Origin of the sequence: Corynebacterium sp., assembly GCF_030532965.1 — a bacterium.
In the GTDB taxonomy this organism is placed as follows: Bacteria; Actinomycetota; Actinomycetes; order Mycobacteriales; family Mycobacteriaceae; genus Corynebacterium.
In genome coordinates this window covers 14,300-38,311 of the sequence record NZ_JAUNKC010000008.1, presented here as the reverse complement: position 1 = coordinate 38,311, position 24,012 = coordinate 14,300, and the positions used below count along the sequence as shown (strand labels likewise).

Genomic DNA, 24,012 nt, shown 5'->3' with positions numbered 1-24,012 from the left:
TACTAGATGATGTCGTCGTAGTTGCTTCCTTCGATCGTTGTCGGCGATGCTGATGGCGTAATCGGCCCGGAAGGCGCGATGGGAGCAGCCTGTGTAGCAAGCGGCGAGGCTTGCTCATCGTCAGTATCCAACCAGTCGGGGCGTTCCACTTTTCGGCGTTTGTCATTCAACCGAGTGAACTGAATGGAGATTTCCACGAGGATGGTCAGCGCCAGGGCAAGGACCAGCATGGAAAATGGGTCTTGGCCTGGTGTCATAACAGCCGCGAAGATGAACAACAACATGATAATAATGCTGCGTTTGTCTTTGATTGCTTCGTAGCTAAGTACCCCAGCAACGTTAAGCATGGCTATGATGAGCGGCACTTCAAAGCTGACTCCGAATATGGCTAACAACGCGAGTAAGAAATCAAAATACCTGCCACCTGATAACGCAGTGACCTGGAACTCCGCGCCGATTCCTAGCAGGAATTCCAATCCGAATTCCACGACGAAATACGCAAGCACCGCGCCGGAGACAAACAGCAGCACCGCCACCGATACGAATGTGAAGGTCCATTTACGCTCGTTTTTCATTAACCCAGGGGTAATGAACGCCCAGATTTGGTATAACCAGACCGGGGACGCAAACACCGCGCCAGCTAAGGCACCGACTTTAAGTCTAAGCAACAATGCCTCGAATGGGGCGGTTGCGATCAATCGACATTCCCCATCGAGGGTGAAGGTTGCTCGTTTTTCTGGCGGAAGAGAACAATATGGTCCTCTAAGGATATCGCCCAATGACGAGACCCCAAACGCACTGTGTTGGTACCAAATAAATCCGATCACGGTGCCGACCGCCAGAGCAATCATTGAGATGATCAAGCGTCGCCGTAGCTCTTGCAGGTGCTCCACTAAGGACATCTGCCCTTCCGGATTAGCTTTCTTACGGCGAAGAAGCTTTTTGGGAGATGAACTCATAACAGATTTTTAGGGCTGTTGCTGTGGCTTAACCTGCTCGGGCTGCGCAATTGGTTGGGGCTGGACAGCTTGTGCCTGTTGCGCTTCCAACGCGCGTTGTTCTTCAAAACGCTTATCGTCGTTGCTCATCTCTTTTACTTCGGATTTGAAAATCCGCATGGAACGACCCAAAGAACGTGCCGCGTCAGGGAGTTTCTTTGCGCCAAAAAGCAGAATTAATACGACAATAAGAATGCCGATCTCTAAAGGCCCAACGCTCATGAGATTCCTTTCAGGAGGTTATGTGTAAGCATTTAGCTAAGATCATACGCGGTAAGTGCCAGTTTAGCCCTTTCGCGCACGCTACCAGCTATATCTTCCGGCGAATGAACTTCTACCCGATCTGCGTTGCTAAGCGCGAAGGTGAGCAACCATTCCCGGGACACCAACGGCACCGTAACGATGACGGAATCGTCCTCGGTAACAGTCGTAACTTCGCACGGGATGGTGTCAGCTAGCCACGCTGAATCGGATGCAATCTTGAGTTCTGCGTGTTCGGTGGCGTGGTTGAGTTTAAACGGGTCTGTCGGGTCGAAATCAAGTTTCGATAATTGGGGTTGGGCTGACTCCGACGTGATGGTTAATTCCCGGATCCGATCGATGCGAAAAACCCGATGTTCGTTTGTTAAATGATCGAAAGCGTTGAGATAGGTGTGCCCTTGGTTGGAAAACAACCGGGCTGGCGACACGATCCGATCCTTGCTGTGTTTTACGCCGTGTGAAAGATAAGCAAAGGATACTTTTTTATTCTCAATCATGGCTTGTCGGAGCTTTTCGACGACCCGCTCGCCCTCCGATTCCGCGTCACTGCCGGAAACTGCCTGAGAGTCGAAGACACCGTGTGCTTCATCAGCCATCAACCCTCGTAACTTCGCAGCGGTCGATCGGACTGCCGTTTTATCGACAAGACCTGGGACAGCGTCGAGAGATTCCAAGGCGAGAAGTAACGCGCCTGCCTCGGTGCGAGTGAGACGTAATGGTTTATCCATTCCTTGGCTGTCGAGAACCTGCACGCTTGCGAATCCGTGTTCCAAATCAACCAATTCATCCGGCATGACCCCAGGACCACAGCAAAATAGCCGATTGAGATCCTCCATAATGGTTCCAGGATCTAAGCCGAGGTCTTGGGCGGCAGCCATGATAGAACGACCAGGATGCCGCTCGAAATACGGAAGCAGGTTGAGCATTCGCACCATATCAGCGATGCGTTCGTTTTTAATCGGAGCCATCAGCTGCCTTTCGCAATAATTTCACCACGCTGTCGACAATTTCCTGTGGTTCAACCACAACCACCTCCGGCGCGAGAGCTGCTGCCTGCCGCACCAACCAACCGGCTTCTATATCGACAAGCTTGTAAAGGCCACGCTCGGAATCTATTTCTATTGCACCAGGTTGGATAGCCACAGCTTGTGCCTTAGAGGCGCGGATTGTGGCGTCGACAAGCGTCCTGCCGTGTCGCAACTGCGTCAACACCAGTTCGTGGAGGTCAACGGAAGGATCCATTTCGTGAAAGCCGCCGTATGTTTCTTCGTCGTTTTGTTTCGGGGACAAAAACGCGAGATCGGAAATACGCGTGATGCGAAAACATCGGGGTGCTCCCCGGTCGAGGTCGAATCCCACCAAGTACAATCGGTCGCGATTGCTGACAATCCCCCACGGGTCCATCCACCGCTCGACATAGTCGCTGGTGGAAGTGCGTTGGTAGTAGAAGCTCAGTCGTTTGCGGTGTGCACAGGCTTCGGTTATAAGATCCAAGTCCTGTGCCTGAAGTGAACTCCAGTCGTTTATCGGTGTAAAAGGCACCGACGGGCTAAGCGAGGATTCGACGCCACTAGCTGCGATCTTGGTCCATCCCGACCGGGAGAAAGCTGCGAGCTGGTCCCCAGTTCCCATTTTTCCGGCTAGCCCTAACACTGTCACTTCGTCGGGGGTGAACTCAATCGCGGGCAGCTCATAATTTTCTGGCTGCAACCGCCACACGATCTGGCTGCCGAGTTTGAATGACTCTAACGGAACCCCAGCACGGATAAGATTGCGGCAATCGCGCTGAAACATCACGTGCGCCGCATCGATTTTTCGGAGGTTCTTTTTATCATCGAACTTGTAGCCCGGAACATTTTTATAGACATAGTCGAATGTCACATGTTCAGTCCCGGACTTGGCGGCCGAGAGAAAGGCAAACGTGAGATTGGTGACACGTTCTAACTGCGCATCATTACGATTAGCCATCAGCCCTCCTGCTGTACATACGTTTCTTGATGCAAGCGCATGTAATCAATTAGATCATCCACCCGACAATCCTCTGCCTGAAATGGATTATTCAGCTCGACGATTTGTGGATCTGGCCGGTTAACCTTCAACCGCATCCAATCGACCGAAAACGGTGCCCCCACCACATCCGCCGCGGCAAGAAACTTCCCGCGGAGTGCCGCACGGGTGGTCGCAGGCGGGTTATCCACTGCATCGTTGATAGCGTCGTCGGTGATCCACCTATTGACTACTCCCCTGGTTTCCAATTGTGGAAATAGACCCCTACCGGCACGGATATCATGATATTTAAGATCAATATATTGCAGCTTGGGGTGGGAAAAATCATCAGGGTCGATCCCGAGTTTCTCTTGGAATTGGCGCATCAACGTTAGCTTGATCGCCCAATCAATGTCACGAGAAATCAACGAATAATCCCCGGTCCGAATCGCCTCAAGTGTGCGTCGCCATAGCTCGACAACGCGGGTGAACTCTGCTGTGGAGGTTCCAGTCACAGCCGTTTCGCTTTCGGTATAGCTGTCCCGCACCTCTAACCACCGGTGTGCAGCGTCGCAATATTCCTGTTGGATTTCCAAGGCAGTTGGGTGCGCCGCCGCGCCGCTTGCCGGATGCGCCGAAGAATTACGATCTGATTGCGGCTTCACCAGCGGCACTTCGGTGGCACCGCTGAGGTCTGCCGAGATGTCTTTAATGGCGGCAATTTCGTTTGCTAGCTCGAAACTTGGCAGATCGAAACCCGCTTCGATCATCTCTAAAACCAGAAGAGTTGCCCCTATTTTCACCGCAGTGGTCGGTTCCGCGAGGTTGGAATCTCCAACAATGACGTGGAGCCTGCGGAACCGATGAGAATCTGCGTGCGGTTCATCTCGTGTATTAATGATCGGTCGCGAGCGGGTGGTCGCACTAGAAACCCCTTCCCACACATGATCCGCACGCTGGGACAGATGATACGCGCCATCTTTGATGGTGCCCGCCCCGCAAATAAGCTGCCGGGTAATCAGGAATGGCAGCAATTGCTTCCCTAACGCCCGCAGAACGACCTCCCGGGCTACCAGGTAATTTTCGTGGCAGCCATACGAATTGCCCGCCGAATCAAGGTTATTTTTAAACAGGTACACGTCCCCGGAAATCCCATCGGCCGCCAATTGCTGTTCCGCCTGGCGTGCCAACCGGTCGACAATAATGTCCCCGGCGCGGTCGTATGCCACGAGCTGGGCTATGCTGTCGCATTCTGCGGTGGCGATTTCTGGGTGCGATCCGACGTCGAGGTATAGGCGAGAAGCGTTGGGGATGAAGATGTTGGAGCTTGACCACTTTTCGACTACTGGTCGGAACATGAATCTGGCGATTTCGTCGGCGCTGAGTTTTCGGCTTCCGTCGTCGGTGACGCAGGTGATGCCGTATTCGGTCTCAATGCCCATGATTCGGCGGGTAAATACTTCCACGGAAGTTACTGGCCGCCTTTCTGTACGTAGGAGCGAACGAATTCTTCGGCGTTTGTTTCTAGTAGGCTGTCGATTTCGTCGAGGAGGTCGTCGACTCCTTGGGTGTTGAAGTGCACTTGGCCTGATGCGGTGGTGTCTGTGTCTGTGTCGTCGTCGGGTTTTCCGCTGCTGGTCGTGAATTTTTGGGACATTTATTCCATGAGTCCTTTCGCGCGCATGTCGGCTAGAAATTCGGTTATGTTAGGCAGGATACTCAATGAAGCTTCGGTGTGCTCCTTGGTGTGGGTTGTGACTTCTGGCATGAAGATTCGTTGGCCGAAGATTGACATTACTTCCCAGCTTGCGGAGTCGATTAGGTGGGACACGCGTTTAATTAGTTCGCCGCGGAGGTAGGCGCGGGTGTCTGTTGGTGGATGCCATGCTGCGTGTTCGATCATGTCTGTGGTTACGAGTGTTTGCATTGCTGAGTTTCGTACTAATGCATGGTACAGGCTTTTCGACGGGTCGATGTCTGCGTATTGCAGGTCGATGAGTTTGAGTTTGGCGTCTGTGATGTCGATGCCTCGGTTGGTGTATGAGGAGATCAGTGCCCATTTGGCGCACCAGTCTAGGGTGTCTGCGCAGGCTTGTGGTCCGCCGGTGTGGAGTTTTTCTATGGTTTCTACCCATAGTGGGTGGACGGTTTCGTCGGCTTCGACTCGGTTGTGGTATTCGCGTAGTAGTTCGAGTGCGGTGAGTTGGCGCCCGTCGACGAGTGTGAGTTTGTGGGTTAGTGATGTGTCTCGGGATACGCGTTTTAGTTCGGCTACTGGTTCGAGGAGTTTGAGGTCACTGAAGTCGACGCCGGCTTCGATAGCGTCCATGACGAGTGATGTTGTTCCGAGTTTGAGTAGCGTCGAGATGTGTGACATGTTGGCGTCACCGATGATGACGTGGAGTCTGCCGAAGCGTTCTGCGTCTGCGTGGGGTTCGTCGCGGGTGTTGATGATTCCGCGGTTGAGGGTCGTTTCTAGTGAGATTTCTTGTTCGATGTAGTCTGCACGTTGGGAGATTTGGAATCCGGGTTTTTCGCCGAACATTCCTAGTCCTACGCGCCCTGCTCCGGTTAGTACTTGGCGGGCGACAAAGAATGGGATGAGTCCTTGTGCGAGGCGGTCGAATTCGGTGTCGCGGGAATAGAGGTAGTTTTCGTGGCTGCCGTAGCTTGCGCCTTTACCGTCGACGTTGTTTTTGTAGATTTTCAGCGGTGGGCACGGCTGATGGTGTTCCAAGATGGAGTGGTTGCGTGCGCTGAAGGCGGCTACTCGTGCGACGGCGGTGTTCATGATGACGTCGCCTGCGAGGTCGTAGAGCATGGCTTCCCAGGGGGTGGTGGTTTCTGGGGCTGAGTATTCGGGGTGTGCATGGTCGACGTAGAATCGGCCGCCGTTTTCTAGAACGACGTTGGCGATTCCGAGTGCATTGGGGTCTACGACGGGAATGGTTTGGTGGCGTTTGAGGTCGAATCCTCGGCTGTCGCGCAGTGGGTGTTCGGAGGAGAAGTCCCACCGTGCGCCTTGTCCTTGGCTGAAAGCGACGACTGCGTGTGTTGAGGTGATTATGGGTGAGAGTGTGGGGTCGGTTGGGGTTGCGATTCCGTATTCTGTTTCGGTGCCGATGATGCGTGCCATGGTGGTTAACTCCCGGTTGCGATGACGCGGGCGACTGCTACGCGAACGCCGGTGCGGCCTAAGATGCGGGACCACTCGTCGGGGTTTGCGGTGTTGGGCATGTCTTCGCTTTCGCAGTTTTCGGCGTCGATTGCGGTGATGAGGTGTTGTGCGGTTATTCCTTGTGTGTCGCCTTGGAGGTGGGCTTTGATGGCGTATTTTTTGGCGCGGTCGACGACGTTTGCGATCATTGCGCCGGAGACGAAGTCGCGATAGTGGATGATTTCGGTTTCTCCGGTGACTAGTCCTAGTTCTACGTAGGGGCGGGGTGCGAACATGTGGTCAACGGCTGCGGTTATGAGGGTATCGACGTCTTCGGCTAGTGGGACGTTTGCGGTGAGATGTCGGGTGAAGATGTCGCGTGCGTTTTCTTTGGTTGGTCGTTCTACCCGGATTTTTACGTCTAGTCTGCCAGGGCGCAGGATGGCTGGATCGATGAGCTCTTCCCGGTTTGTTGCACCGATGACGATGACGTTGCTTAGGGATTCTACGCCGTCGAGTTCGGTAAGTAACTGTGGCACTACGGTGGTTTCCATGTCGGAGGAGACGCCTGATCCCCTGGTTCTGAAGATGGATTCCATTTCGTCGAAGAACACGATGACGGGGCGGCCGTCTTCGGCTAGTTCTCGTGCTCGTTCGAAGATGAGGCGAATGCGGCGTTCGGTTTCCCCTACGAACTTATTTAACAGTTCTGGGCCCTTGACATTGATGAAATAGCTGGCTGAGCCGTCGCCGATTCTGCGTGACAAGGAGTTTGCTACTGCCTTGGCGATCAGTGTTTTTCCGCAGCCGGGTGGGCCATAGAGCAGAACTCCTTTGGGCGGATGGAGGTCATAGCTGCGGTATAGATCTGGGTAGGCGAACGGAAGTTCTACCGCGTCCTGAATTTGTTCGATCTGGCTATCGAGTCCGCCGATATCTGCGTAGGTGACGTGTGGAATCTCTTCTAATGCTAGTCGGGATACTTCGGTTTTAGGTATTACCTCAAATACATAGCCAGCTTTGGCGTCGATCAATACTGTGTCGCCGGCGCGAGGGATTTTACGGTGGCCGGTTATCAGTGGTGCCGCGAGTTTGGCGATTCGTTCCTCGCCATTATGGTCGGCCACCAAGGCCCGGTCTGTGCCGATCATTTCCACCAGTACGGCTAATTCGCCGGTTGTGCTGAAGCCACATGCTTCGACGATATGGTTGGCTTCGCCAAGTCGAACTTGAACCCCGGGTACAAGCGATGCTGGGTCTACGAGCGGTGAGATCATTAACCGCATGCGTCGATTAGCGGTAAACACTTCTGCGCTTTTGATGGATTCCCCCGGCGCGTCGGGGTTGGTGGTTGGCGAGAATTCTAGGAAGGTGCCGTATGTTGATGGCGGGGCTGCCATTTCTTCTAATTGCTGGTGCAAAACCTGAAGCTTTGTTCGGGAGGATTGCAGTAACTCCACCAGTTTGGCGTTGCGCTCAATCAATTCCGAATGTGCTTGAGATGGTTGCGCAGTATCAGAAGGATGCATGCCCACAACATTACTAATGAACACCTAAAAAGTGTTCAATTTGCCGGTAGTTCCTTATGAAACTGTGCAACCATTGTCGCAAACGCTATTTGCGTGCGCGGCGTTGTGGTCTTGGTGGGGTTACTCCGTCTGCTAGTCGGCGGGTCCATACCAGAAATGCGGTGTGGGCGTTCATGCGGTGTTCTGGTCGGGTGGCTAGTCCTTCAACTCGCCAGTCTCGAACCAGGGATTCCCAGGCGCGGGGTTCGGTAAAGCATTGTTGTTCTCGAATGCCTTCCATGACTTTCATTAGTTGCGGCACGGTGGCCACGTAGGTCATGAAGACGCCACCTGGTAGTAGGAGGTTTTTTGCGACTTCCAGGCATTCCCAGGGTTCTAGCATGTCCAGGATGATTCGGTCGACGGGGCCGCCGATATCGTCGAGGGTGACTTCTTTGAGGTCGCCGAGGCGGGGGTTCCAATTGTGCGGGCGGCCACCGAAGTATTCGTCAACGTTGTTTTCGGCGTATTCCAGGTGGTCTTGTCTAATTTCGTAGGATATGACTTCGCCTTTGTCGCCGACTGCTCGCAGTAGCGCCATAGACAGTGCGCCGGATCCGGCGCCTGCTTCGAGGACGCGTGCGCCGGGAAAGATATCGCCTTCGACGAGTATTTGGGCGGAGTCTTTCGGGTAGATGACGGCTGCGCCGCGCGGCATGGAGAGTACATGGTCGACCATGAGGTGGCGGAAGCAGAGGTATTCAGTTCCTTGTTCGCTTTTGACGACGCTTCCTTCATCGGAGCCGATGATGTCGTTGTGTTTGATCACGCCTTTGTGGGTGAAGAACTGGCCGTCTTTTTCCAAGATGATGGTGGAATGCCGTCGTTTTGGGTCGGTTAGTTGTACCCGGTCACCGGGTTGAAAAGGTCCTGAATATGCCATGAGCGTTTAACCTACCAGAAAGGTTTTTAAAGTGGTGCTTTTGGTTGAGTTGGTTCGTTTTGGGGTGAGCTGTTGCGTGACGCCCACCCATTTGGGCGATCTGATTAGTTGACGAGGAATGTTGTTAATGCACTGGTGAATTGCTCGAGGTCTGTTGCGTGGCATAGTTCCCGGGCAGAGTGCATGCTGAGTAGAGGGATACCGACGTCGACGGTGGGGATGCCGAGGCGGGTTGCGGTTATCGGCCCGATGGTTGATCCGCATGGCACTGTGTTGTTGCCGACGAATACTTGGGATGTGATTCCGGCATTGTGGCAGGCAGATAACCAGATTCCTTGGGTAACTGCGGTGGAGGCGTACCTTTGATTGGCGTTGATTTTGAGTACGGGGCCGTTACCTAAGACTGGGAAATTATCGTGGTCGTGTTGGGACGGATAATTAGGGTGGATGGAGTGTGCGGCATCAGCTGATACGCAGCTTGAGCGCCGGAGCATTTGTTTGTACTCTTCAGGGGAAGCACCCAGCTGGATGGCTGTTCGTTGGAGTACGTCTTCTAGTATCGGGCCCCCTGCGCCGGTTACTGATTGTGATCCGACTTCTTCGTGGTCGAAGCAGGCCAACACGAGCACATCCTCGCTGCCACCACCGTCTACGATGATGTTCTGTGCGGCATTGATAAGTGCCGTGATTCCTGCGAAAACTGAGCTGAGGTTATCTAAGCGCCCCGCAGCGACTAGTTGTGACTCGACACCAAAACATTCCCCGGGTTGGGCATCTGCGGTGATGAGATCGTGGCTGAGGATCTGATCTGGTGCGACCCCCGCGGCGTCGGCAATGATGTCCATGAGGTTGATCGTTGGGTCGACGCCGAAGATTGGCATGAGGTGGCGTTGTCGGTCGGGGCTAAACGAATCATTGGCGCTGCGATCGAGGTGGATGGCAAGATGCGGGATACGCAACAGCGGTGGTGTTGCGACCAGTTTGGTCGACCCATCAGCCATATACACCTGCCCGGCGAGTACTAGTTCCCGGTCGAACCAGCTTGGGATGATCGGCCCACCGTATACTTCGACGTTTGCTTGGTTGAAGCCGAAGGATGTGGAATTACCGTTGAATTTCAGTTTGAAGCCAGGTGAATCGGTATGAGCACCAATGATCCGAAACCCGGATTTCGGGCCAGCTGTTTCGGGAACGAACCACGCCATGAGCGCCCCGTCTCGGACCATGTAATGGCCGCCTGGTTCGGCATTCCATTTGGCGGTTTCTGTCACTGGGCTAAACCCAGCGGCGCTGAGAAGTGCGGCACCCTGGTCAGCGGCGTGAAAGGAACTGGGGCTTGCTGCAATGTAACTGATGAAATCCCAAATCATGATTCATAAGTGTATTCCGATAAGGTGGGTTGATGTGAAACTAGCTTTATCTCCGTCCCGCGCCAGTGATTATCAACAATGCCCACTTTTGTATCGGTTTCGGGCAATTGACAAATTGCCGGAACCTAAAACGGTTGCGCAGGTGAAAGGAACCTTGGTTCATGCCTGTTTAGAGGACATGCATGGGTGGTCACGTGGAGATCGAACCTATCCAGCTGCCGTTAAACGTCTGAAACCCAATTGGGCGCTGATGTGCGAGAAGGATCCAGAATTAACTGAATTAGTTCCGGACGTGTTGGAGTTTTTGGTGGAATGCCGCACACTGTTACGTGGATATTTTGAGATGGAAAACCCGCAAGGTTTCGATGCCCACGCATGTGAAATGTTCATTGACACTACCTTGCCGAATGGTGTGCCGGTGCGAGGGTTTATCGACCGGGTGGACATCGCCCCTACCGGTGAAATTAGGGTTGTAGATTATAAAACCGGGAAGAAACCACTTCCCCAGTACAGCGCCCAGGCGCAGTTTCAGATGCGATTTTATGCGTTGGCATGGTGGCGTATTCATGGGGTGATACCGCACCAATTACGTTTGATGTATTTAAAGGTGGCCGATTCCCTCTTCCTGACCCCGAGCAAAGAGGAACTGGAGTTCTTTGAACGCGATTTGGCTGAATTGTGGTCGAAAATTCTCATGGACATCGATAGTGGACATTTCAGAACGAAAAAGTCGAAGCTGTGTGGTTGGTGTCCGCACCAGAGTCTTTGCCCGGAGTTTGGTGGTACTCCCCCAGCCTTGCCTTACTTAGCACAGGCACTGGAGTAAAGCCTAACCTTGCTGGTATGGCATAGTTTTTCCGCTTAGTATGGTCCCTAGGTTTAGGTAATTAGAAAAAGTGTTACCTTAATAAGGGAGGATTTCACTTTCATGTCAGCTCCGCGCCATCCCGGCATCGTTTTAAAAGAAGACTACCTCGATCCACAGGGCATTTCATTTTATGATGCTGCAAAAAAGCTATATGTAGCGGAGGCGACTTTAGCGCAGTTTGTTGCCGGTAAACAATCGGTGACATGGAATTTATCCAAAAGATTAGCTGCTGTTTTCGATCAGAATCAGAGCTTTTGGTTAGAGGCTCAACGAAACTGGGATAAACATAACGCCGACTCGTAAAACGACAGGCTAGAAAACCTCCGTCGAATAGCCCCGCCTCCCCCGACATGAACCGAGACTAAACTTACCCCTCTAAAACCAGTAAAACACGCGGTTGACTTCCACAACCAATATGTATGAAAGTCAACCGCGTGCAGAGTCAACATCTGGGGCTAGAATAAACCAGTAATTTTACCGCCAGTAACGGCGATGTTTTCCGCAGCCGGCTTTTTCGGCAACCCAGGCATCGTCATGACGTCACCAGTCAACGCAACGATAAACCCTGCGCCAATGCGTGGAAGCAGCTGGCGGACGTGAAGAGTATGCCCAGTCGCTGACCCTAATCGCGTCGGATCATCGCTGAACGAATACTGGGTTTTAGAGATACATACCGGAAGGGTATCCCAGCCGTTTTCTTTCAAAAACGCTAAGTCTTTGCGGGCGCGGCTCGACCATACAACGTCGCTGGCACCATAGATTTCCGTGGCAATGGTATCGATCGATTGCTCAATCCCCTTTTCTGGGTCGTAGAGCGGATGTGCGGTTGTGTCCCCGAGCCCGTCCATGACCGCCGTGGCTAGTTCGGCCGCTCCTGCACCGCCATTTTGCCACACGGACACGGGCACTAATCGGACACCGAAATCTTGTGCCCACCTGGTCATCCACGCAATATCGTCGCTACTATCGCCAACGAATTCGTTGAGGGCTACGATCGGTTCTATCCCAAACTTCCGAATATTAGTCACATGCCGTTCCAGGTTGCAGACGCCGCGTGCTAAGAGATTATCGCCGTCTGTGGCATCAACCGCATTGTGTTTTAACGAGCGGATTGTCGCCACAATCACGCAGCTGTCAACTTCCAAGCCACCAACCCGGGCTTTAATATCGAAGAATTTTTCCGCACCCAAATCCGAACCAAATCCCGCTTCAGTCAGGACAATATCGGCATAAGCTAACGCTGTTTCAGTCGCGATTAGCGAATTACACCCGTGCGCAATATTTGCGAACGGGCCGCCATGCACAAACGCTGGTGTTCCACCTAGAGTTTGAACCAAGTTAGGGTTGATCGCGTCTTTCAGCAGCGCACTCAACGCACCCTGTGCATTGACGTCACGAGCTGTTACTGGCTTTTTCTCATATGTCTGCGCCACGACGATATTGCCGATTCGAGTTTCCAAATCCTCTAAGGAGGTCGCCAGACACAATACCGCCATGATTTCACTGGCTGCGGTGATGGTAAAACCGGTCTCGGTCGGCACTCCGTGCGCGGTCCCGCCTAATCCCGTGACGACATGCCGAAGACTGCGGTCGTTGACATCCACGCACCGCTGCCAGGTGATGGTGCGGGGATCAATGCCGAGAGGATTTCCGTGATGAATGTGGTTGTCGATCATCGCGGCGAGGGTGTTATTCGCCGAGGTAATCGCGTGGAAATCACCTGTGAAATGAAGATTGATGTCTTCCATCGGAACGATTTGGGAATAACCGCCGCCTGCGGCTCCACCTTTGATTCCCATGACTGGCCCCAGGGAGGGTTCGCGGATTGCAACTGCGGCTTTCATGCCAGCCAGTTGAATGGCGTCCGCAAGTCCGATCAAAACGGTGGATTTTCCTTCACCCGCCGGTGTGGGCGAAATGCCGGTGACAAGCACAAGTTTTCCGCGCGGCGTGGCCGGTGCGGTTGTGATATCAACCTTTGCTTTTGTCGTGCCATACGGGATGAGCGCAGTGTTTGGGATTCCAATTTTCCCGGCTATGTCGCTGATAGGTTGGAGGACATGTGCCTGAGCAATTTCGACGTCGGTGGCCATAAGTGGTAGTGACCTTTCGATTGAGATTCGATGACAGTTCAAATCTACCGCTTCGCGGGTGGTTTCCACGCGAAAAACCGGCCCAACCAGTTATATTCACCAATCGGACCGGCTGCTGAGGTTTTAGTGCACTAATCCTCCGGATATAAGGTGCCGTGGAACGTCGGACGCATTAAGTTCTCTGGCGAAAGCACTTGGTTGAGGGTGTCTTCTTCCATCAACCCTTTTTCAAGAACAAGCTCACGTACCGACTTTCCGGTACGAGCCGCCTCTTTACCGATGAGGTCGCCATTGTGGTGCCCAATGAAGGGGTTGAGATACGTGATAATTCCGATGGAATTTTCGACGTATGCTCGACAAACCTCCGGATTCGCGGTGATACCGGTGACACACTTTTCGCGCAGCGTGTCCACCGCTGCACCAAGGATAAAAATCGACTCGAACAATGCCTGCCCGATCGCAGGCTCCATGACGTTGAGCTGCAGCTGTCCCGCCTCAGCTGCCATGGTCACCGTGACGTCGTTTCCAAAGACCTTAAAACATACCTGATTCACAACTTCTGGAATCACAGGGTTAACCTTGGCTGGCATGATGGACGAGCCAGCTTGCCGCTCCGGCAGATTGATTTCATTAAGGCCAGCCCGGGGGCCAGAGGACAGTAACCGGAGATCATTACAGATCTTCGACAGCTTCATCGCAGCTCGCTTTACAGCTGAATGAGCTAACACGTAGTCACCGGTATCGCTGGTTGCTTCGATGAGATCCGGAGCCGGTTGAATGTCGAGACCTGTGACTTCGGATAAAGCATCAATGACAGCATCGCGGTAGCCAGTTGGGGTATTTAACCCGGTGCCGATTGCGGTGGCCCCCAGGTTGACTTCCAGCAATCGGGTGGCTGCGGTGTCGAGGACTTTGCGTTCCTCACCGAGATTGAGGGCAAAGGCTTTGAACTCGCCGCCTAAGGTCATTGGAACCGCGTCTTGCAGCTGGGTGCGTCCCATCTTGAGAATGTCTGCAAATTCCTCCGCTTTTGCCATGAACGCAGCCTCAAGCGCATCAATCTTGTCCATGAGCTGCGCCATGCATGCGTAAAGTCCGAGTCGGAAGCCAGTTGGATAGGCGTCGTTAGTTGATTGCGACATATTGACATCGTCGTTGGGGTTAATGATGTCGTATTCGCCCTTGTCCTTCCCCAAATGCTCTAGAGCCAAGTTTGCCACCACTTCGTTGGTGTTCATGTTTAACGAAGTGCCAGCGCCGCCTTGGAACACATCGATTGGGAACTGATCCATGCAACGCCCATCATTCAAAATTTGATCACATGCCCAGATGATGGCGTCACGCTTAGTTTTCGGCAATGCCCGCAATTTGTGGTTAGCTATCGCAGTTGCCTTTTTGACTTGAACCATTCCACGTATGAACTCAGGAATATCGTTGATCGTGGTTCCAGAAATTGGGAAGTTATCAATCGCGCGGAGGGTGTGGATGCCGTAATAATTCGAATTGGCAACTTCCATTTCGCCGAGCAGGTCAACTTCGGTACGGAATTCCGGTGACTGTGACATTTTCAGTGGTGTCTTTCTACTTCGGTAGGGTGGGATGTTGTGTGGTGCACACGACCTAAGAATACGTGAGTTTGATCAAAAAGTTTTGAGTTATCAGCAAGGATGCTTTTCGACGTTTCCAGGTCGTGCGGCTAGCAAACATGCTGGTTATAAACCAGCGAGTTTTCCAAAAATGAAACCAAATATGACTGCGAGGGAAATGCACACTGTTCCGGGAACTATGAACGAGTGATTAAAGACGTACTTACCGATCTTCGTCGAGCCGGTATCGTCCATTTCCACCGCAGCAAGCAATGTCGGATACGTAGGTAACACGAATAGGGAGGACACTGCAGCAAAGGAAGCGATCGCCGTCAACGGATTCACGCCAACAGCAAGCGCGGCGGGCATTAAAGCCTTCGTGGTTGCCGCTTGCGAGTACAGCAGCGCAGCAGCGAAGAACAACACGACTGCAAGAAGCCATGGGTACTGGTTAAGAATGTCACCAGATAACTCCTGAATTTCCTCAATATGAGCATTGACGAGCGTGGTGCCCAACCAAGCCACACCCATGACGCAAACACAGGCGGACATGCCGGACTTAAACACCTGGGTGCCCAAAATCTCATCGGGCGGCAATTTGCACACCATGGTGATGACAACCGCAGTGCCGAGCATGAGCGACATAATGGCTTCATTGCGCGGTAACGTCGGATCGGTGATTAACCCGACTTGATCAGAAATCAACGTGGCGTAACACATCACCAACACGATGGCGATCAAGAAAAGCGCGACAGAAAGCTTCGCCTGCTTCGTCGGGGTGTACGTCGAGATCTTCGGCGTAGACACCAGGCCCTTGTCCAGCCGGGAAAGATATACCGGATCTTCCTCAAGATCCTTGCCTAGCCGGTTAGTGATAAAAGCGGTCGGAAAAATCGCGAGCAACGTCGACGGGATGACAATACCTAGCAATTGGAGATAACCAACCCCCATTGGCTCCATAATCGAGGCCATGAACACCACCGCCGCCGAAATCGGTGAGGCTGTAATCGCCAATTGAGAAGCGACCACCGCAATCGACAATGGTCGGGATGGCCGCACCCGCCCTTCTTTCGCAACTTCCGCGATCACCGGAAGCGTCGAAAAAGCGGTATGCCCGGTGCCTGCGAAAAGCGTCATGAAATAGGTAACCAATGGGGCAAGGTATGTGACATATCGAGGATTCTTCCGCAATAAGCGTTCTGCCAGGTACACCAAATAATCCATGCCACCAGCCCGCTGCATGGCGGCAATAGCTGCGATGACAGCCATGATGATTCCAATAACATCAAATGGAATGTCGTCTCGGGTTACGGCAACACCAGTAAGCCCAAGCAACAACACCCCCAAACCACCAGCAAAACCAATGGCAATGGACCCTAAACGTGCGCCAAGAACAATTGCGGCTAAAACAATAAGGATATGTAGCACAATCATGAGCAGTGTCCTTCACGGTTAATGCCGCACCCCACACGACCCGTTCCACTACACGGCCAAACACCCAGCAACGGGAATTTTCGTCATGCAAGTTACAGCTTTTATGTGATAACTAAATTCATTATTTAAATATGTTGCAGACCGTAAAAAACCGATTTTTTATATATTTCAAGATTCAACATCTACTATAATGAATTCCCATAAATTCGGCATGTGATCTTCGCCAAATTCGCGACACTCCCCCGTGTTTAGCCCAGACCAAAAGGTTTCTTTTATCAATCACCGCTAAACCAGTTTTAAATAGGTGAAATTACAAGCAGTGTTTTAATCTGACACCATGGAAAAATTAAAGAACCGGTATTGTGAAAATAAAAATGATTTGTCTCCAGCCCGTAAAACGTCGAAAAGCGGCAAGCGCGTTCAGAATTCATATCCGGCTACACGCTGCCGCTAATGACAACTAAGGTACAAGGCGCTAAATTCGCGCGATTCGTATCTCGGAAGCAAGAATAGCTTGCGCACCAATATCCGCTAACTGATCCATAATCGCATTGGCACGCTTCTTCGGCACCATCGCCCGCACAGCAACCCACTGGTCGTTAGCCAACGGAGACACCGTCGGCCCAGAAATCCCCGGGGTAATATTCGTCGCATCATCGAGGAGGCGACGCTCAACGTTGTAGTCAATCATTAGGAAATTCTGTGCGTGCAAGATTCCTTCAATCCGACGAAGCAGCACCTGCATATCGGGAGAAATCACCGCATCGCGCCGGGCAACCACGACCGCCTCCGAATCCACTAATGGTTCACCAAACGGCGCCAACCCCTGCTTACGCAAGGTACGGCCAGTAGAAACCACATCGGCGATGACATCAGCCACACCAAGTTTGATGGAAATCTCAACCGCGCCATCAAGGCGAATTACTTCGGCGCTAATCCCCCGCTGCGCCAAATCGGTACGAACCAGGTTGGGATACGACGTGGCGATGCGCTTGCCATGAAGCTTGTCGACGTCCCAGTCTTCATCTTCCGGCGCGGCATACCTAAACGTGGAGGAACCGAACCCAAGAGTAAGAACTTCTTGCACCTCGGCTAACGAGTCAGCCGCTAGATCCCGGCCGGTAATACCAAGATCCAATTGACCATTGGCAACATAAATAGCGATGTCTTTAGGTCGAAGAAAAAAGAACTCAACGTTATTGGTCTTATCTTCGACCGTCAGTGCTTTGGAATCCCCCCGAGTGGAATAACCTGCCTCTTTGAGGATCTCTACGGCGGCTTCAGACAGGGATCCTTTATTTGGTACTGCGACCTTAAGCATGGAACTTCCTTGACTAGAGGTATTTATAAACATCTTCTGGGCGAATACCGCGGGAAATCATGACCGTTTGAGTCCAATACAACAATTGGGAGATCTCTTCGGCTAATTGCTCATCCGATTGGTATTCGGCGGCGATCCAGACTTCACCCGCCTCTTCGATCACTTTTTTCCCTAAGTGGTGCACACCTTTATCGATGGCGGCGACCGTACCCGACCCTTCCGGCCGATCAGTTACTCGTTGCTGAAGTTCGGTATAGAGGGCATCAAAGTTCTTCATTCGGGTTATTCTTCCATAGCTTCGAACCATTGACGCAGTTTGGCCGCCGTCACCCCCACAAACGTGGGCGATGGCATAACCAGAGTGCCGGGCGGCATGTCCGCAGCAGCACCGGGCACGGCAATTACCTTACAACCCGCCCGATTTGCGGCAGTCATGCCGGTCTCGGAATCTTCGAAGACCAAACATCGGGAGGTAGGCACGCCAAGTGCAGCCGCCGCAGTGCGGTAAATCAACGGATCTGGCTTCCCCAGAGCCACATCATCACCGCAAATCACTGCGGCAAAGAACTCCGCCCCAATCCCCGATATCGCCGGTTCGGCGAGTTCACGCGGGGTGTTCGTCACCACCGCCATAGGAATGCCGTCCGCAGTCACATCGGCCAATATCTCGCAAATGCCGGGATTGATTTGGGCATCGACGAGAAGTTCAGCCATCCGATCGAACATCGTGCGTTGCAAAACCTCGTAATCGGATTCAGCTAACGTAACCCCGGCGTGCCGGGCACAAATATCCGCAGTATTTCGGAAGGTACCGCCCACCGTCGATGCGCGCAGCGTCGGACTAAGCCTCCGCCCGAGCGACTCGCTCATTTCATACGTTGCGATTTCCCACAACGGTTCTGAATCGATAAGAGTCCCATCCATATCCCATAAAACGGCATCCATAGAACCTAATCATTCAGCGGAAACCCGCCCCGGGCAAATTAGTGAAAAACTTATCGATTAAGAGAAGAAATGGCTTAACGCCCCGAGCCCCTCAAACGCCCCAGCTTGTTGCCCGCCACCAATGATAACTGCGGCCACAGCAATCGACACGATACGTTTAATCACGCTACTGATTACCTTAATGATGACCACCACTGCGATGATTCCCACAACCAGTGGCACGAGGTTTTCTGCCATAAATAGCTGTTCTAAGCCCACAATAAGCTGCGCTTCCTTTTTGGTTCTTCCGTTGAAAGTTCCTTCGAAACTATCACAGAAATCTTATACTTTGGCTACACTACTCATGGGACTTTAGCTCAGTTGGTAGAGCCACTCCACCAAAGGAGAAGGACAGGGGTTCGATTCCCTTAAGTCCCATACTTAACACCTTAAATCCCGCACATTGGTCACAAATACGTCAGGGCACGTGTGACTGATCGGGCGAAAGCAACAGCCACTTTCGGTGGAATGGATTCCCCAATCATTTTCTCGTTGTACTTCGCACTTCCCATAAACGTAAACCCTGGCGGGAACGTAAGAACGCTTGCACGTTCTGGAGTGGTTAACGAACGCGCAAGAAACCCTGGCGCCGCATCGTCTGCGTTTCCGGGATAGTTCATGGGCAGCATGTGGTTCCAGCCGAGTTGGCGGGGTGCAGGGGTAGTGGTTGAAAATATTGCTTTTCGACGATAATTCCGCGCATGCCGGTATATAAAATCTGTGCCTAATTCCGGCCCGAACCAATCATCTACGCTCACCCGCTGTGGACTGCGTAACTGATGAAAATACTGACCCACCGCTGACGGAAATTCCTCATGCGGTGCCGCGATGTACGCGACGCGTTCGTCGTATTCGGCGACTCCGTAGTCGGCCACGATGTACCTGATGATGTCACTCGACATCGTGGTATTGCAGTACTGTTCAAAGCTCAATAGCGCTTCGACCGTCTGGTACGTAAACATGCGCGACTCGATGAGCACAAACGAGGCCTTCGTCTGGTTTGCCACCGCCGCAATCGTGCGCAAAATCTCTTCAAGCATCGGCAACACGGAGGTATTTTTCTGGTGTGGTAACTGCGCGATAATCCCAGCCCCTTTGGGGCACAACGGTGCAATCGCGTCCAGGATTTCGCCCCGACTCATTGCACCGCAGGCTAGAGCGGGGCTGAAAACATTAAGCGCAAACGTCCGCGCCGCCGGTTCGGTATCAGCAATTCCTACCACAACGGGAACCCCAACCAATCGGAACCCCAGCGAAAACGCCCCGCAACCGGAAAACACGTCAATAACCGGAACTAGCCCAGCGCTTTGAAATCCTGTCCTGCGATTTTTACTCTCCTCACACAGGTCGGCTACTTCCTTAAGCCAACGCTGCTGATGCGTTTTCATTGCTACATCGGGGATAAGACCGCCAACATGTTGAGAAGCTCCGACAAGCCGGTCACATTCAAGTGGTGCCGCCTCCCCATACACAGTAACCATTGCGCAATCCTTATCCCCGCATCGATAAATGTATCCCACAATCTTAAGCGAGCCCGCGCCTACACAACGGACGATTCACAAGGGTGTTTTCCACATGCTCACGGCCCACTTAGTTTTCGCCCGACATGGACAAAGACAACCAGAAGCCAACGACGCGTCGCACAACGCGATCGAGAAAGCCAAGAAACGGTAGCGTGCCTACAGTTTTGGTCACCACAGAAAAACCCCTGTCGCTTATCCTATCCAGGTCAGATTTCGATGGCGTTTCTCCTAGGTGACAAACCATACCGCTTAGTTCCTACCAATCAACTTCTGTAGTTTAGTAAGACTTGGACGTAACCGAACAGTAACGCCCCCGCTAACCGTGAATAACAGCCAGCTGGGGGCGTCGAAAAGCGAATGCCGCTTAGACGTTAAAGTACTTAGCCTCCGGATGATACAGCACGAAAGCATCCGTTGATTGTTCCGGATGCAACTGCAATTCCTCCGAAAGGGTGACACCAATCCGCTCGGGGTTGAGCAACCGCATCATCCCAATCCGGGACTCCAAATCAGGGCACGAGCCGTATCCGAAAGAATAACGCGCCCCCAAATATTCTAAATCGAAGAACCTCCGGGTATCCGCTGCATCAGCATCACCCGCGTGAGTACCATCCGACAACGCCAGTTCCGAACGCACCCGGGCGTGCCAATACTCCGCCAACGCCTCGGTGAGCTGCACACCAATGCCATGGACTTCCAAATAATCCCGATAGTCATTGGCTGCAAAAAGCTCATTGGCGAAATCCGCAATCGGCTGCCCCATCGTCACCAATTGGAACGGCAAAACGTCAACCTGGCCAGTGGCTTCGGCCAACTCACGGCTCCGGATGAAATCCGAAATACACAAGAACCGACCACGCTGCTGCCGCGGGAACCTAAAAGTTTCAACCACGTCCGCATCAGGGGTAGGCTCCGCCAAGATCTCTACAACATCACCATTACTGACTGCCGGGAAATAACCATAGACCACAGCTGAATGGTCCAGGATACCTGCGGACTTCAGCCGGTCTAACCACGCCCGCAACCGAGGCCGACCCTCTTGTTCCACCAAAGCCTCGTAGTCAGGCCCACTACCGCGACTGGACTTAAGCCCCCACTGCCCCATGAACAACGCCCGCTCATCAAGCATCGGCAAATACTCTGCCACTGATAACCCCTTGACAATCCGCGTGCCCCAAAACGGCGGAGTCGCAACCGGAACATCAACCGCAACGTCAGAACGTGCCGGAACAACCACCGGTTCCGCCTGCGCCTTGCGCTCCGCCGCGATACGCAACGACCGTTCCCGGCGCGCCTTGCGCTCCGCCTTTTTCTCTTTCGCAGCAATAGCTTCAGGGCTCTCGGGATCCGGGCCTTCACCCCGTTTCGCCGCCATGATTTCATCCATCAATCGCAAGCCCTCAAACGCATCCCGGGCATAATGGACATCACCGTGGTAAATGTCATCCAGATCATGTTCCACATAGGTACGTGTCAACGCCGCACCGCCAAGAATGACCGGAATATCGTGCGCCTTTTGGGAATTCATCTCTTCGAGGTTTTCTTTCATCACCACCGTGGACTTCACCAACAGCCCAGACATTCCAATGACGTCCGCGCCGTGCTCCCGGGCCGCGGACATAATTGTCGCAATCGGCTGTTTAATCCCGATATTGACGACGTTATAGCCGTTGTTGCTCAAAATGATGTCGACCAAATTCTTGCCGATATCATGGACATCGCCTTTAACTGTGGCAATAACCATTGTTCCCTTGGAGCCGGAATCATCTGATGCCTCCATGAAGCTCTCCAAATACGCAACCGCATGCTTCATGGTTTCCGCAGACTGCAACACAAACGGCAACTGCATTTGCCCCGAACCAAAAAGCTCGCCGACGGTCTTCATCCCGCCCAACAGGTCTTGATTAATGATCTCAATAGGCGATTTTTCGGTCATCGCGGCATCTAGATCCTGCTCAATGCCCTGCTTCTCGCCATCGATAATCCGCTGGGCTAACCGTTCAAAAAGTGGCAGCGCCGCCAACGCCTCCGCCCGGGCATCCTTTGCATCCGCCGCCGAAACCCCTTCAAACAGCTCCATGAAAACCTGAAGCGGATCGTACCCCTCGCGGCGCCGATCATAAACCATATCCAGAGCGACTTCGCGCTGTCGTTCGTCAATCCGATTCATCGGCAGAATCTTCGAACTATGAGCAATCGCCGAATCAAGGCCGGCCGCGATGCACTCATGCAAAAACACCGAATTAAGTACCTGACGTGCAGCCGGATTCAGACCGAAGGAAATATTAGACAACCCAAGTGTCGTGTGAATCTCAGGATGCCTGGTTTTTAGTTCCCGAATGGCATTGATGGTTTCGATGCCGTCGCGCCGGGTTTCTTCTTGGCCGGTAGAGATAGGGAAAGTCAGGGTGTCGACAATGATGTCTTTTTCCGCCAGGCCCCACGTTCCTGTGATGTCGGCGATTAGTCGTTCGGCAATCTCTACTTTCTTTTCGGCTGTACGCGCTTGGCCTTCTTCATCGATGGTGAGTGCTACTACGGCCGCCCCGTGTTGTTTGACCAGCGCCATGATTCGTTGGTATCGCGAATCGGGGCCGTCGCCGTCTTCAAAATTAACGGAGTTGACCGCACACCGGCCCCCCAAATGTTCCAAACCAACTCGAATGACATCAGGCTCTGTAGAGTCGATCATTATTGGCAGCGTCGAACTGGTTGCGAGCAAGGATGCCAACTGGGCCATGTCTTCCCGGCCGTCTCGGCCGACGTAATCGACACACAAATCGAGCATGTGCGCGCCATCGCGGGTTTGTTGTTTCGCGATATCAACGCAGGTTTCCCAATCTCCAGCCAGCATCGCTTCTCGAAACGCCTTGGACCCATTGGCGTTGGTGCGCTCGCCTATCATGGTTATCCCGGTATCTTGGGTCAGATTCACCGTGTTGTATAGCGATGAAACGGCATCAGATGGAGCAATGACCCGATGCGCAGGCACTGCACCGGCTGTATCTTTGGTGCCTATGACCGCATCGCGTACGGCTGTGATGTGTTCGGGTGTGGTACCGCAACAACCGCCAACCATCGCCAAGCCGTAGTCTTCAACGAAGGTTTTTAAGGCGGCGGCTAACCCAGCCGGTTCCAGTGGATACACTGCACCGTCTTTGCCAAGCACTGGCAGCCCAGCATTTGGCATGACGGAGACCGGTATCGCGGAGTTTTTTGATAGATACCTTAAGTGTTCGCTCATTTCGTCTGGGCCGGTGGCGCAGTTTAGACCAATCATGTCGATTCCCAGCGGCTCCAGCGCGGTTAGCGCTGCAGAAATCTCCGATCCGAGCAGCATCGTCCCGGTCTGTTCCACTGTGACGTGGCAAACGATGGGAATCCGATAACCGAATTCGGCGAAAGCCTCATAGCAGCCGTGAACGGCGGCTTTGACTTGGAGGAGATCCTGGGCGGTTTCTATTAAAATGCCGTCCGCATCGGCGGTTATCATTCCGCGTGCGGCCAGACGGTAGTATTCCTTGAGATCTGTGTAAGGCGCGTGTCCCAGCGATGGCAGTTTGGTGCCAGGCCCCAGTGAACCCAATACGAAGCGAGGCATTCCGTCGCGGCCAGGTCCTAATTCCGTAGCTACGCTTTTGGCAATGGCTACGCCTTTATGGGCAAGTTCTTCGCATTTATCGGCGATGCCGTAATCCGCTAAGTTGGGCAGATTGCAACCAAAGGTATTGGTTTCCACCAGGTCTGCGCCCGCAAGGAAATACGAACGGTGAATACTTTCGACCACATCGGGTCGGGTTTCATTAAGAATTTCATTGCAGCCCTCGAGGCCAAGAAAGTCGGCGTCGATGTCGAGATCGAATCCTTGCAGCTGGGTACCCATGGCGCCGTCTCCGATAAGGACGGTTGACTGCAAGGCGTCAAGGAATGTGGTGGATTTTAGTGGGAGGGTTTCACACGGCGTAGTCATCGGGTAGACA

At 53.0% G+C, this 24,012-nt stretch carries 21 protein-coding genes and 1 tRNA gene; 3 read left to right on the top strand and 19 right to left on the bottom strand.

Annotated features, from left to right (window positions below):
* Nucleotides 1–2 precede the first annotated feature (2 nt).
* From tatC to Q4D85_RS05550, 10 genes are all read right to left on the bottom strand, one after another.
* Entirely contained in the window at nt 3–959 is a 957-nt protein-coding gene (gene tatC / locus Q4D85_RS05595) for a twin-arginine translocase subunit TatC (RefSeq protein WP_303198820.1), read from the bottom strand.
* A 9-nt stretch (nt 960–968) separates the two neighbouring features.
* Entirely contained in the window at nt 969–1,220 is a 252-nt protein-coding gene (gene tatA / locus Q4D85_RS05590) for a Sec-independent protein translocase subunit TatA (RefSeq protein ID WP_303198818.1), read from the bottom strand.
* 32 nt (nt 1,221–1,252) lie between these two features.
* Nucleotides 1,253–2,227, bottom strand: coding sequence for a YafY family protein (locus Q4D85_RS05585; protein ID WP_303198817.1), 975 nt, complete (start codon nt 2,225–2,227; stop codon nt 1,253–1,255).
* Nucleotides 2,214–3,227, bottom strand: coding sequence for a YafY family protein (locus Q4D85_RS05580; RefSeq protein ID WP_303198816.1), 1,014 nt, complete (start codon nt 3,225–3,227; stop codon nt 2,214–2,216). The genes Q4D85_RS05585 and Q4D85_RS05580 overlap by 14 nt, the downstream gene beginning before the upstream one ends.
* Entirely contained in the window at nt 3,227–4,687 is a 1,461-nt protein-coding gene (pafA, locus tag Q4D85_RS05575) for a Pup--protein ligase (RefSeq protein WP_303198908.1), read from the bottom strand. The genes Q4D85_RS05580 and pafA overlap by 1 nt, the downstream gene beginning before the upstream one ends.
* A 29-nt stretch (nt 4,688–4,716) precedes the next feature.
* The gene (locus tag Q4D85_RS05570) at nt 4,717–4,902 is read right to left on the bottom strand and encodes a ubiquitin-like protein Pup (protein ID WP_303198814.1); all 186 of its coding nucleotides are present in this window, start codon (nt 4,900–4,902) and stop codon (nt 4,717–4,719) included.
* On the bottom strand, nt 4,903–6,381 hold the full coding sequence (gene dop / locus Q4D85_RS05565) for a depupylase/deamidase Dop (protein WP_303198813.1): 1,479 nt from the start codon (nt 6,379–6,381) through the stop codon (nt 4,903–4,905).
* Between the two features lie 5 nt (nt 6,382–6,386).
* Nucleotides 6,387–7,931 (bottom strand): proteasome ATPase, encoded by a 1,545-nt coding sequence (gene arc / locus Q4D85_RS05560; protein ID WP_303198907.1) that lies wholly within the window; start codon nt 7,929–7,931, stop codon nt 6,387–6,389.
* A gap of 85 nt (nt 7,932–8,016) precedes the next feature.
* Nucleotides 8,017–8,853 carry a tRNA (adenine-N1)-methyltransferase gene (locus tag Q4D85_RS05555; RefSeq protein WP_303198812.1) on the bottom strand — a complete coding sequence of 279 codons (837 nt, stop codon included), beginning with the start codon at nt 8,851–8,853 and terminating at the stop codon, nt 8,017–8,019.
* A gap of 104 nt (nt 8,854–8,957) precedes the next feature.
* Nucleotides 8,958–10,223, bottom strand: coding sequence for a M18 family aminopeptidase (locus tag Q4D85_RS05550; protein ID WP_303198811.1), 1,266 nt, complete (start codon nt 10,221–10,223; stop codon nt 8,958–8,960).
* Between the two features lie 34 nt (nt 10,224–10,257).
* Here Q4D85_RS05550 and Q4D85_RS05545 point away from each other — a divergent pair, with 34 nt between their 5' ends.
* Together Q4D85_RS05545 and Q4D85_RS05540 are read left to right on the top strand one after the other, a co-directional pair.
* On the top strand, nt 10,258–11,049 hold the full coding sequence (locus Q4D85_RS05545) for a RecB family exonuclease (protein ID WP_303198810.1): 792 nt from the start codon (nt 10,258–10,260) through the stop codon (nt 11,047–11,049).
* Nucleotides 11,050–11,151: 102 nt separating this feature from the next.
* Nucleotides 11,152–11,394, top strand: coding sequence for a HigA family addiction module antitoxin (locus tag Q4D85_RS05540; RefSeq protein ID WP_303198809.1), 243 nt, complete (start codon nt 11,152–11,154; stop codon nt 11,392–11,394).
* Nucleotides 11,395–11,546: 152 nt separating this feature from the next.
* Here the strand turns inward: Q4D85_RS05540 and Q4D85_RS05535 are convergent, their stop codons facing one another.
* The 7 genes from Q4D85_RS05535 to Q4D85_RS05505 form a co-directional block, all read right to left on the bottom strand.
* Complete coding sequence (locus tag Q4D85_RS05535) at nt 11,547–13,184, bottom strand: formate--tetrahydrofolate ligase (protein WP_303198808.1); 1,638 nt, start codon at nt 13,182–13,184, stop codon at nt 11,547–11,549.
* 131 nt (nt 13,185–13,315) lie between these two features.
* Nucleotides 13,316–14,749 (bottom strand): aspartate ammonia-lyase, encoded by a 1,434-nt coding sequence (gene aspA, locus Q4D85_RS05530; RefSeq protein ID WP_303198807.1) that lies wholly within the window; start codon nt 14,747–14,749, stop codon nt 13,316–13,318.
* Nucleotides 14,750–14,896: 147 nt separating this feature from the next.
* Nucleotides 14,897–16,204, bottom strand: coding sequence for an anaerobic C4-dicarboxylate transporter (locus tag Q4D85_RS05525; RefSeq protein ID WP_303198806.1), 1,308 nt, complete (start codon nt 16,202–16,204; stop codon nt 14,897–14,899).
* A 475-nt stretch (nt 16,205–16,679) separates the two neighbouring features.
* Nucleotides 16,680–17,525, bottom strand: a complete 846-nt coding sequence (gene hisG, locus Q4D85_RS05520) for an ATP phosphoribosyltransferase (RefSeq protein WP_303198804.1) — start codon at nt 17,523–17,525, stop codon at nt 16,680–16,682.
* A gap of 13 nt (nt 17,526–17,538) precedes the next feature.
* A complete protein-coding gene (locus tag Q4D85_RS05515; RefSeq protein WP_303198802.1) occupies nt 17,539–17,802 on the bottom strand; it encodes a phosphoribosyl-ATP diphosphatase in 264 nt (87 codons plus the stop codon).
* Between the two features lie 5 nt (nt 17,803–17,807).
* Complete coding sequence (locus tag Q4D85_RS05510) at nt 17,808–18,470, bottom strand: HAD family phosphatase (RefSeq protein WP_303198800.1); 663 nt, start codon at nt 18,468–18,470, stop codon at nt 17,808–17,810.
* 57 nt (nt 18,471–18,527) lie between these two features.
* Nucleotides 18,528–18,707 carry a hypothetical protein gene (locus tag Q4D85_RS05505; protein ID WP_303198798.1) on the bottom strand — a complete coding sequence of 60 codons (180 nt, stop codon included), beginning with the start codon at nt 18,705–18,707 and terminating at the stop codon, nt 18,528–18,530.
* A 108-nt stretch (nt 18,708–18,815) separates the two neighbouring features.
* Between Q4D85_RS05505 and Q4D85_RS05500 the strand changes: the two genes are divergently transcribed.
* Nucleotides 18,816–18,887: transfer RNA gene (locus Q4D85_RS05500), tRNA-Trp, on the top strand.
* A gap of 29 nt (nt 18,888–18,916) precedes the next feature.
* Here the strand turns inward: Q4D85_RS05500 and Q4D85_RS05495 are convergent.
* Both Q4D85_RS05495 and metH read right to left on the bottom strand, forming a co-directional pair.
* A complete protein-coding gene (locus tag Q4D85_RS05495) occupies nt 18,917–19,990 on the bottom strand; it encodes a DNA cytosine methyltransferase (protein WP_303198796.1) in 1,074 nt (357 codons plus the stop codon).
* A gap of 406 nt (nt 19,991–20,396) precedes the next feature.
* The gene (metH, locus tag Q4D85_RS05490; RefSeq protein ID WP_303198793.1) at nt 20,397–24,002 is read right to left on the bottom strand and encodes a methionine synthase; all 3,606 of its coding nucleotides are present in this window, start codon (nt 24,000–24,002) and stop codon (nt 20,397–20,399) included.
* Nucleotides 24,003–24,012 lie beyond the last annotated feature (10 nt).

Excerpts from the sequence above, each read along its gene's own strand:
- tatC (WP_303198820.1), bottom strand. The coding sequence starts at position 959 with ATGAGTTCATCTCCCAAAAAGCTTCTTCGCCGTAAGAAAGCTAATCCG.
- tatA (WP_303198818.1), bottom strand. The coding sequence starts at position 1,220 with ATGAGCGTTGGGCCTTTAGAGATCGGCATTCTTATTGTCGTATTAATT.
- Q4D85_RS05585 (WP_303198817.1), bottom strand. The coding sequence starts at position 2,227 with ATGGCTCCGATTAAAAACGAACGCATCGCTGATATGGTGCGAATGCTC.
- Q4D85_RS05580 (WP_303198816.1), bottom strand. The coding sequence starts at position 3,227 with ATGGCTAATCGTAATGATGCGCAGTTAGAACGTGTCACCAATCTCACG.
- pafA (WP_303198908.1), bottom strand. The coding sequence starts at position 4,687 with ATGGGCATTGAGACCGAATACGGCATCACCTGCGTCACCGACGACGGA.
- Q4D85_RS05570 (WP_303198814.1), bottom strand. The coding sequence starts at position 4,902 with ATGTCCCAAAAATTCACGACCAGCAGCGGAAAACCCGACGACGACACA.
- dop (WP_303198813.1), bottom strand. The coding sequence starts at position 6,381 with ATGGCACGCATCATCGGCACCGAAACAGAATACGGAATCGCAACCCCA.
- arc (WP_303198907.1), bottom strand. The coding sequence starts at position 7,931 with ATGCATCCTTCTGATACTGCGCAACCATCTCAAGCACATTCGGAATTG.
- Q4D85_RS05555 (WP_303198812.1), bottom strand. The coding sequence starts at position 8,853 with ATGGCATATTCAGGACCTTTTCAACCCGGTGACCGGGTACAACTAACC.
- Q4D85_RS05550 (WP_303198811.1), bottom strand. The coding sequence starts at position 10,223 with ATGATTTGGGATTTCATCAGTTACATTGCAGCAAGCCCCAGTTCCTTT.
- Q4D85_RS05540 (WP_303198809.1), top strand. The coding sequence starts at position 11,152 with ATGTCAGCTCCGCGCCATCCCGGCATCGTTTTAAAAGAAGACTACCTC.
- Q4D85_RS05535 (WP_303198808.1), bottom strand. The coding sequence starts at position 13,184 with ATGGCCACCGACGTCGAAATTGCTCAGGCACATGTCCTCCAACCTATC.
- aspA (WP_303198807.1), bottom strand. The coding sequence starts at position 14,749 with ATGTCACAGTCACCGGAATTCCGTACCGAAGTTGACCTGCTCGGCGAA.
- Q4D85_RS05525 (WP_303198806.1), bottom strand. The coding sequence starts at position 16,204 with ATGATTGTGCTACATATCCTTATTGTTTTAGCCGCAATTGTTCTTGGC.
- hisG (WP_303198804.1), bottom strand. The coding sequence starts at position 17,525 with ATGCTTAAGGTCGCAGTACCAAATAAAGGATCCCTGTCTGAAGCCGCC.
- Q4D85_RS05515 (WP_303198802.1), bottom strand. The coding sequence starts at position 17,802 with ATGAAGAACTTTGATGCCCTCTATACCGAACTTCAGCAACGAGTAACT.
- Q4D85_RS05510 (WP_303198800.1), bottom strand. The coding sequence starts at position 18,470 with ATGGATGCCGTTTTATGGGATATGGATGGGACTCTTATCGATTCAGAA.
- Q4D85_RS05505 (WP_303198798.1), bottom strand. The coding sequence starts at position 18,707 with ATGGCAGAAAACCTCGTGCCACTGGTTGTGGGAATCATCGCAGTGGTG.
- Q4D85_RS05495 (WP_303198796.1), bottom strand. The coding sequence starts at position 19,990 with ATGGTTACTGTGTATGGGGAGGCGGCACCACTTGAATGTGACCGGCTT.
- metH (WP_303198793.1), bottom strand. The coding sequence starts at position 24,002 with ATGACTACGCCGTGTGAAACCCTCCCACTAAAATCCACCACATTCCTT.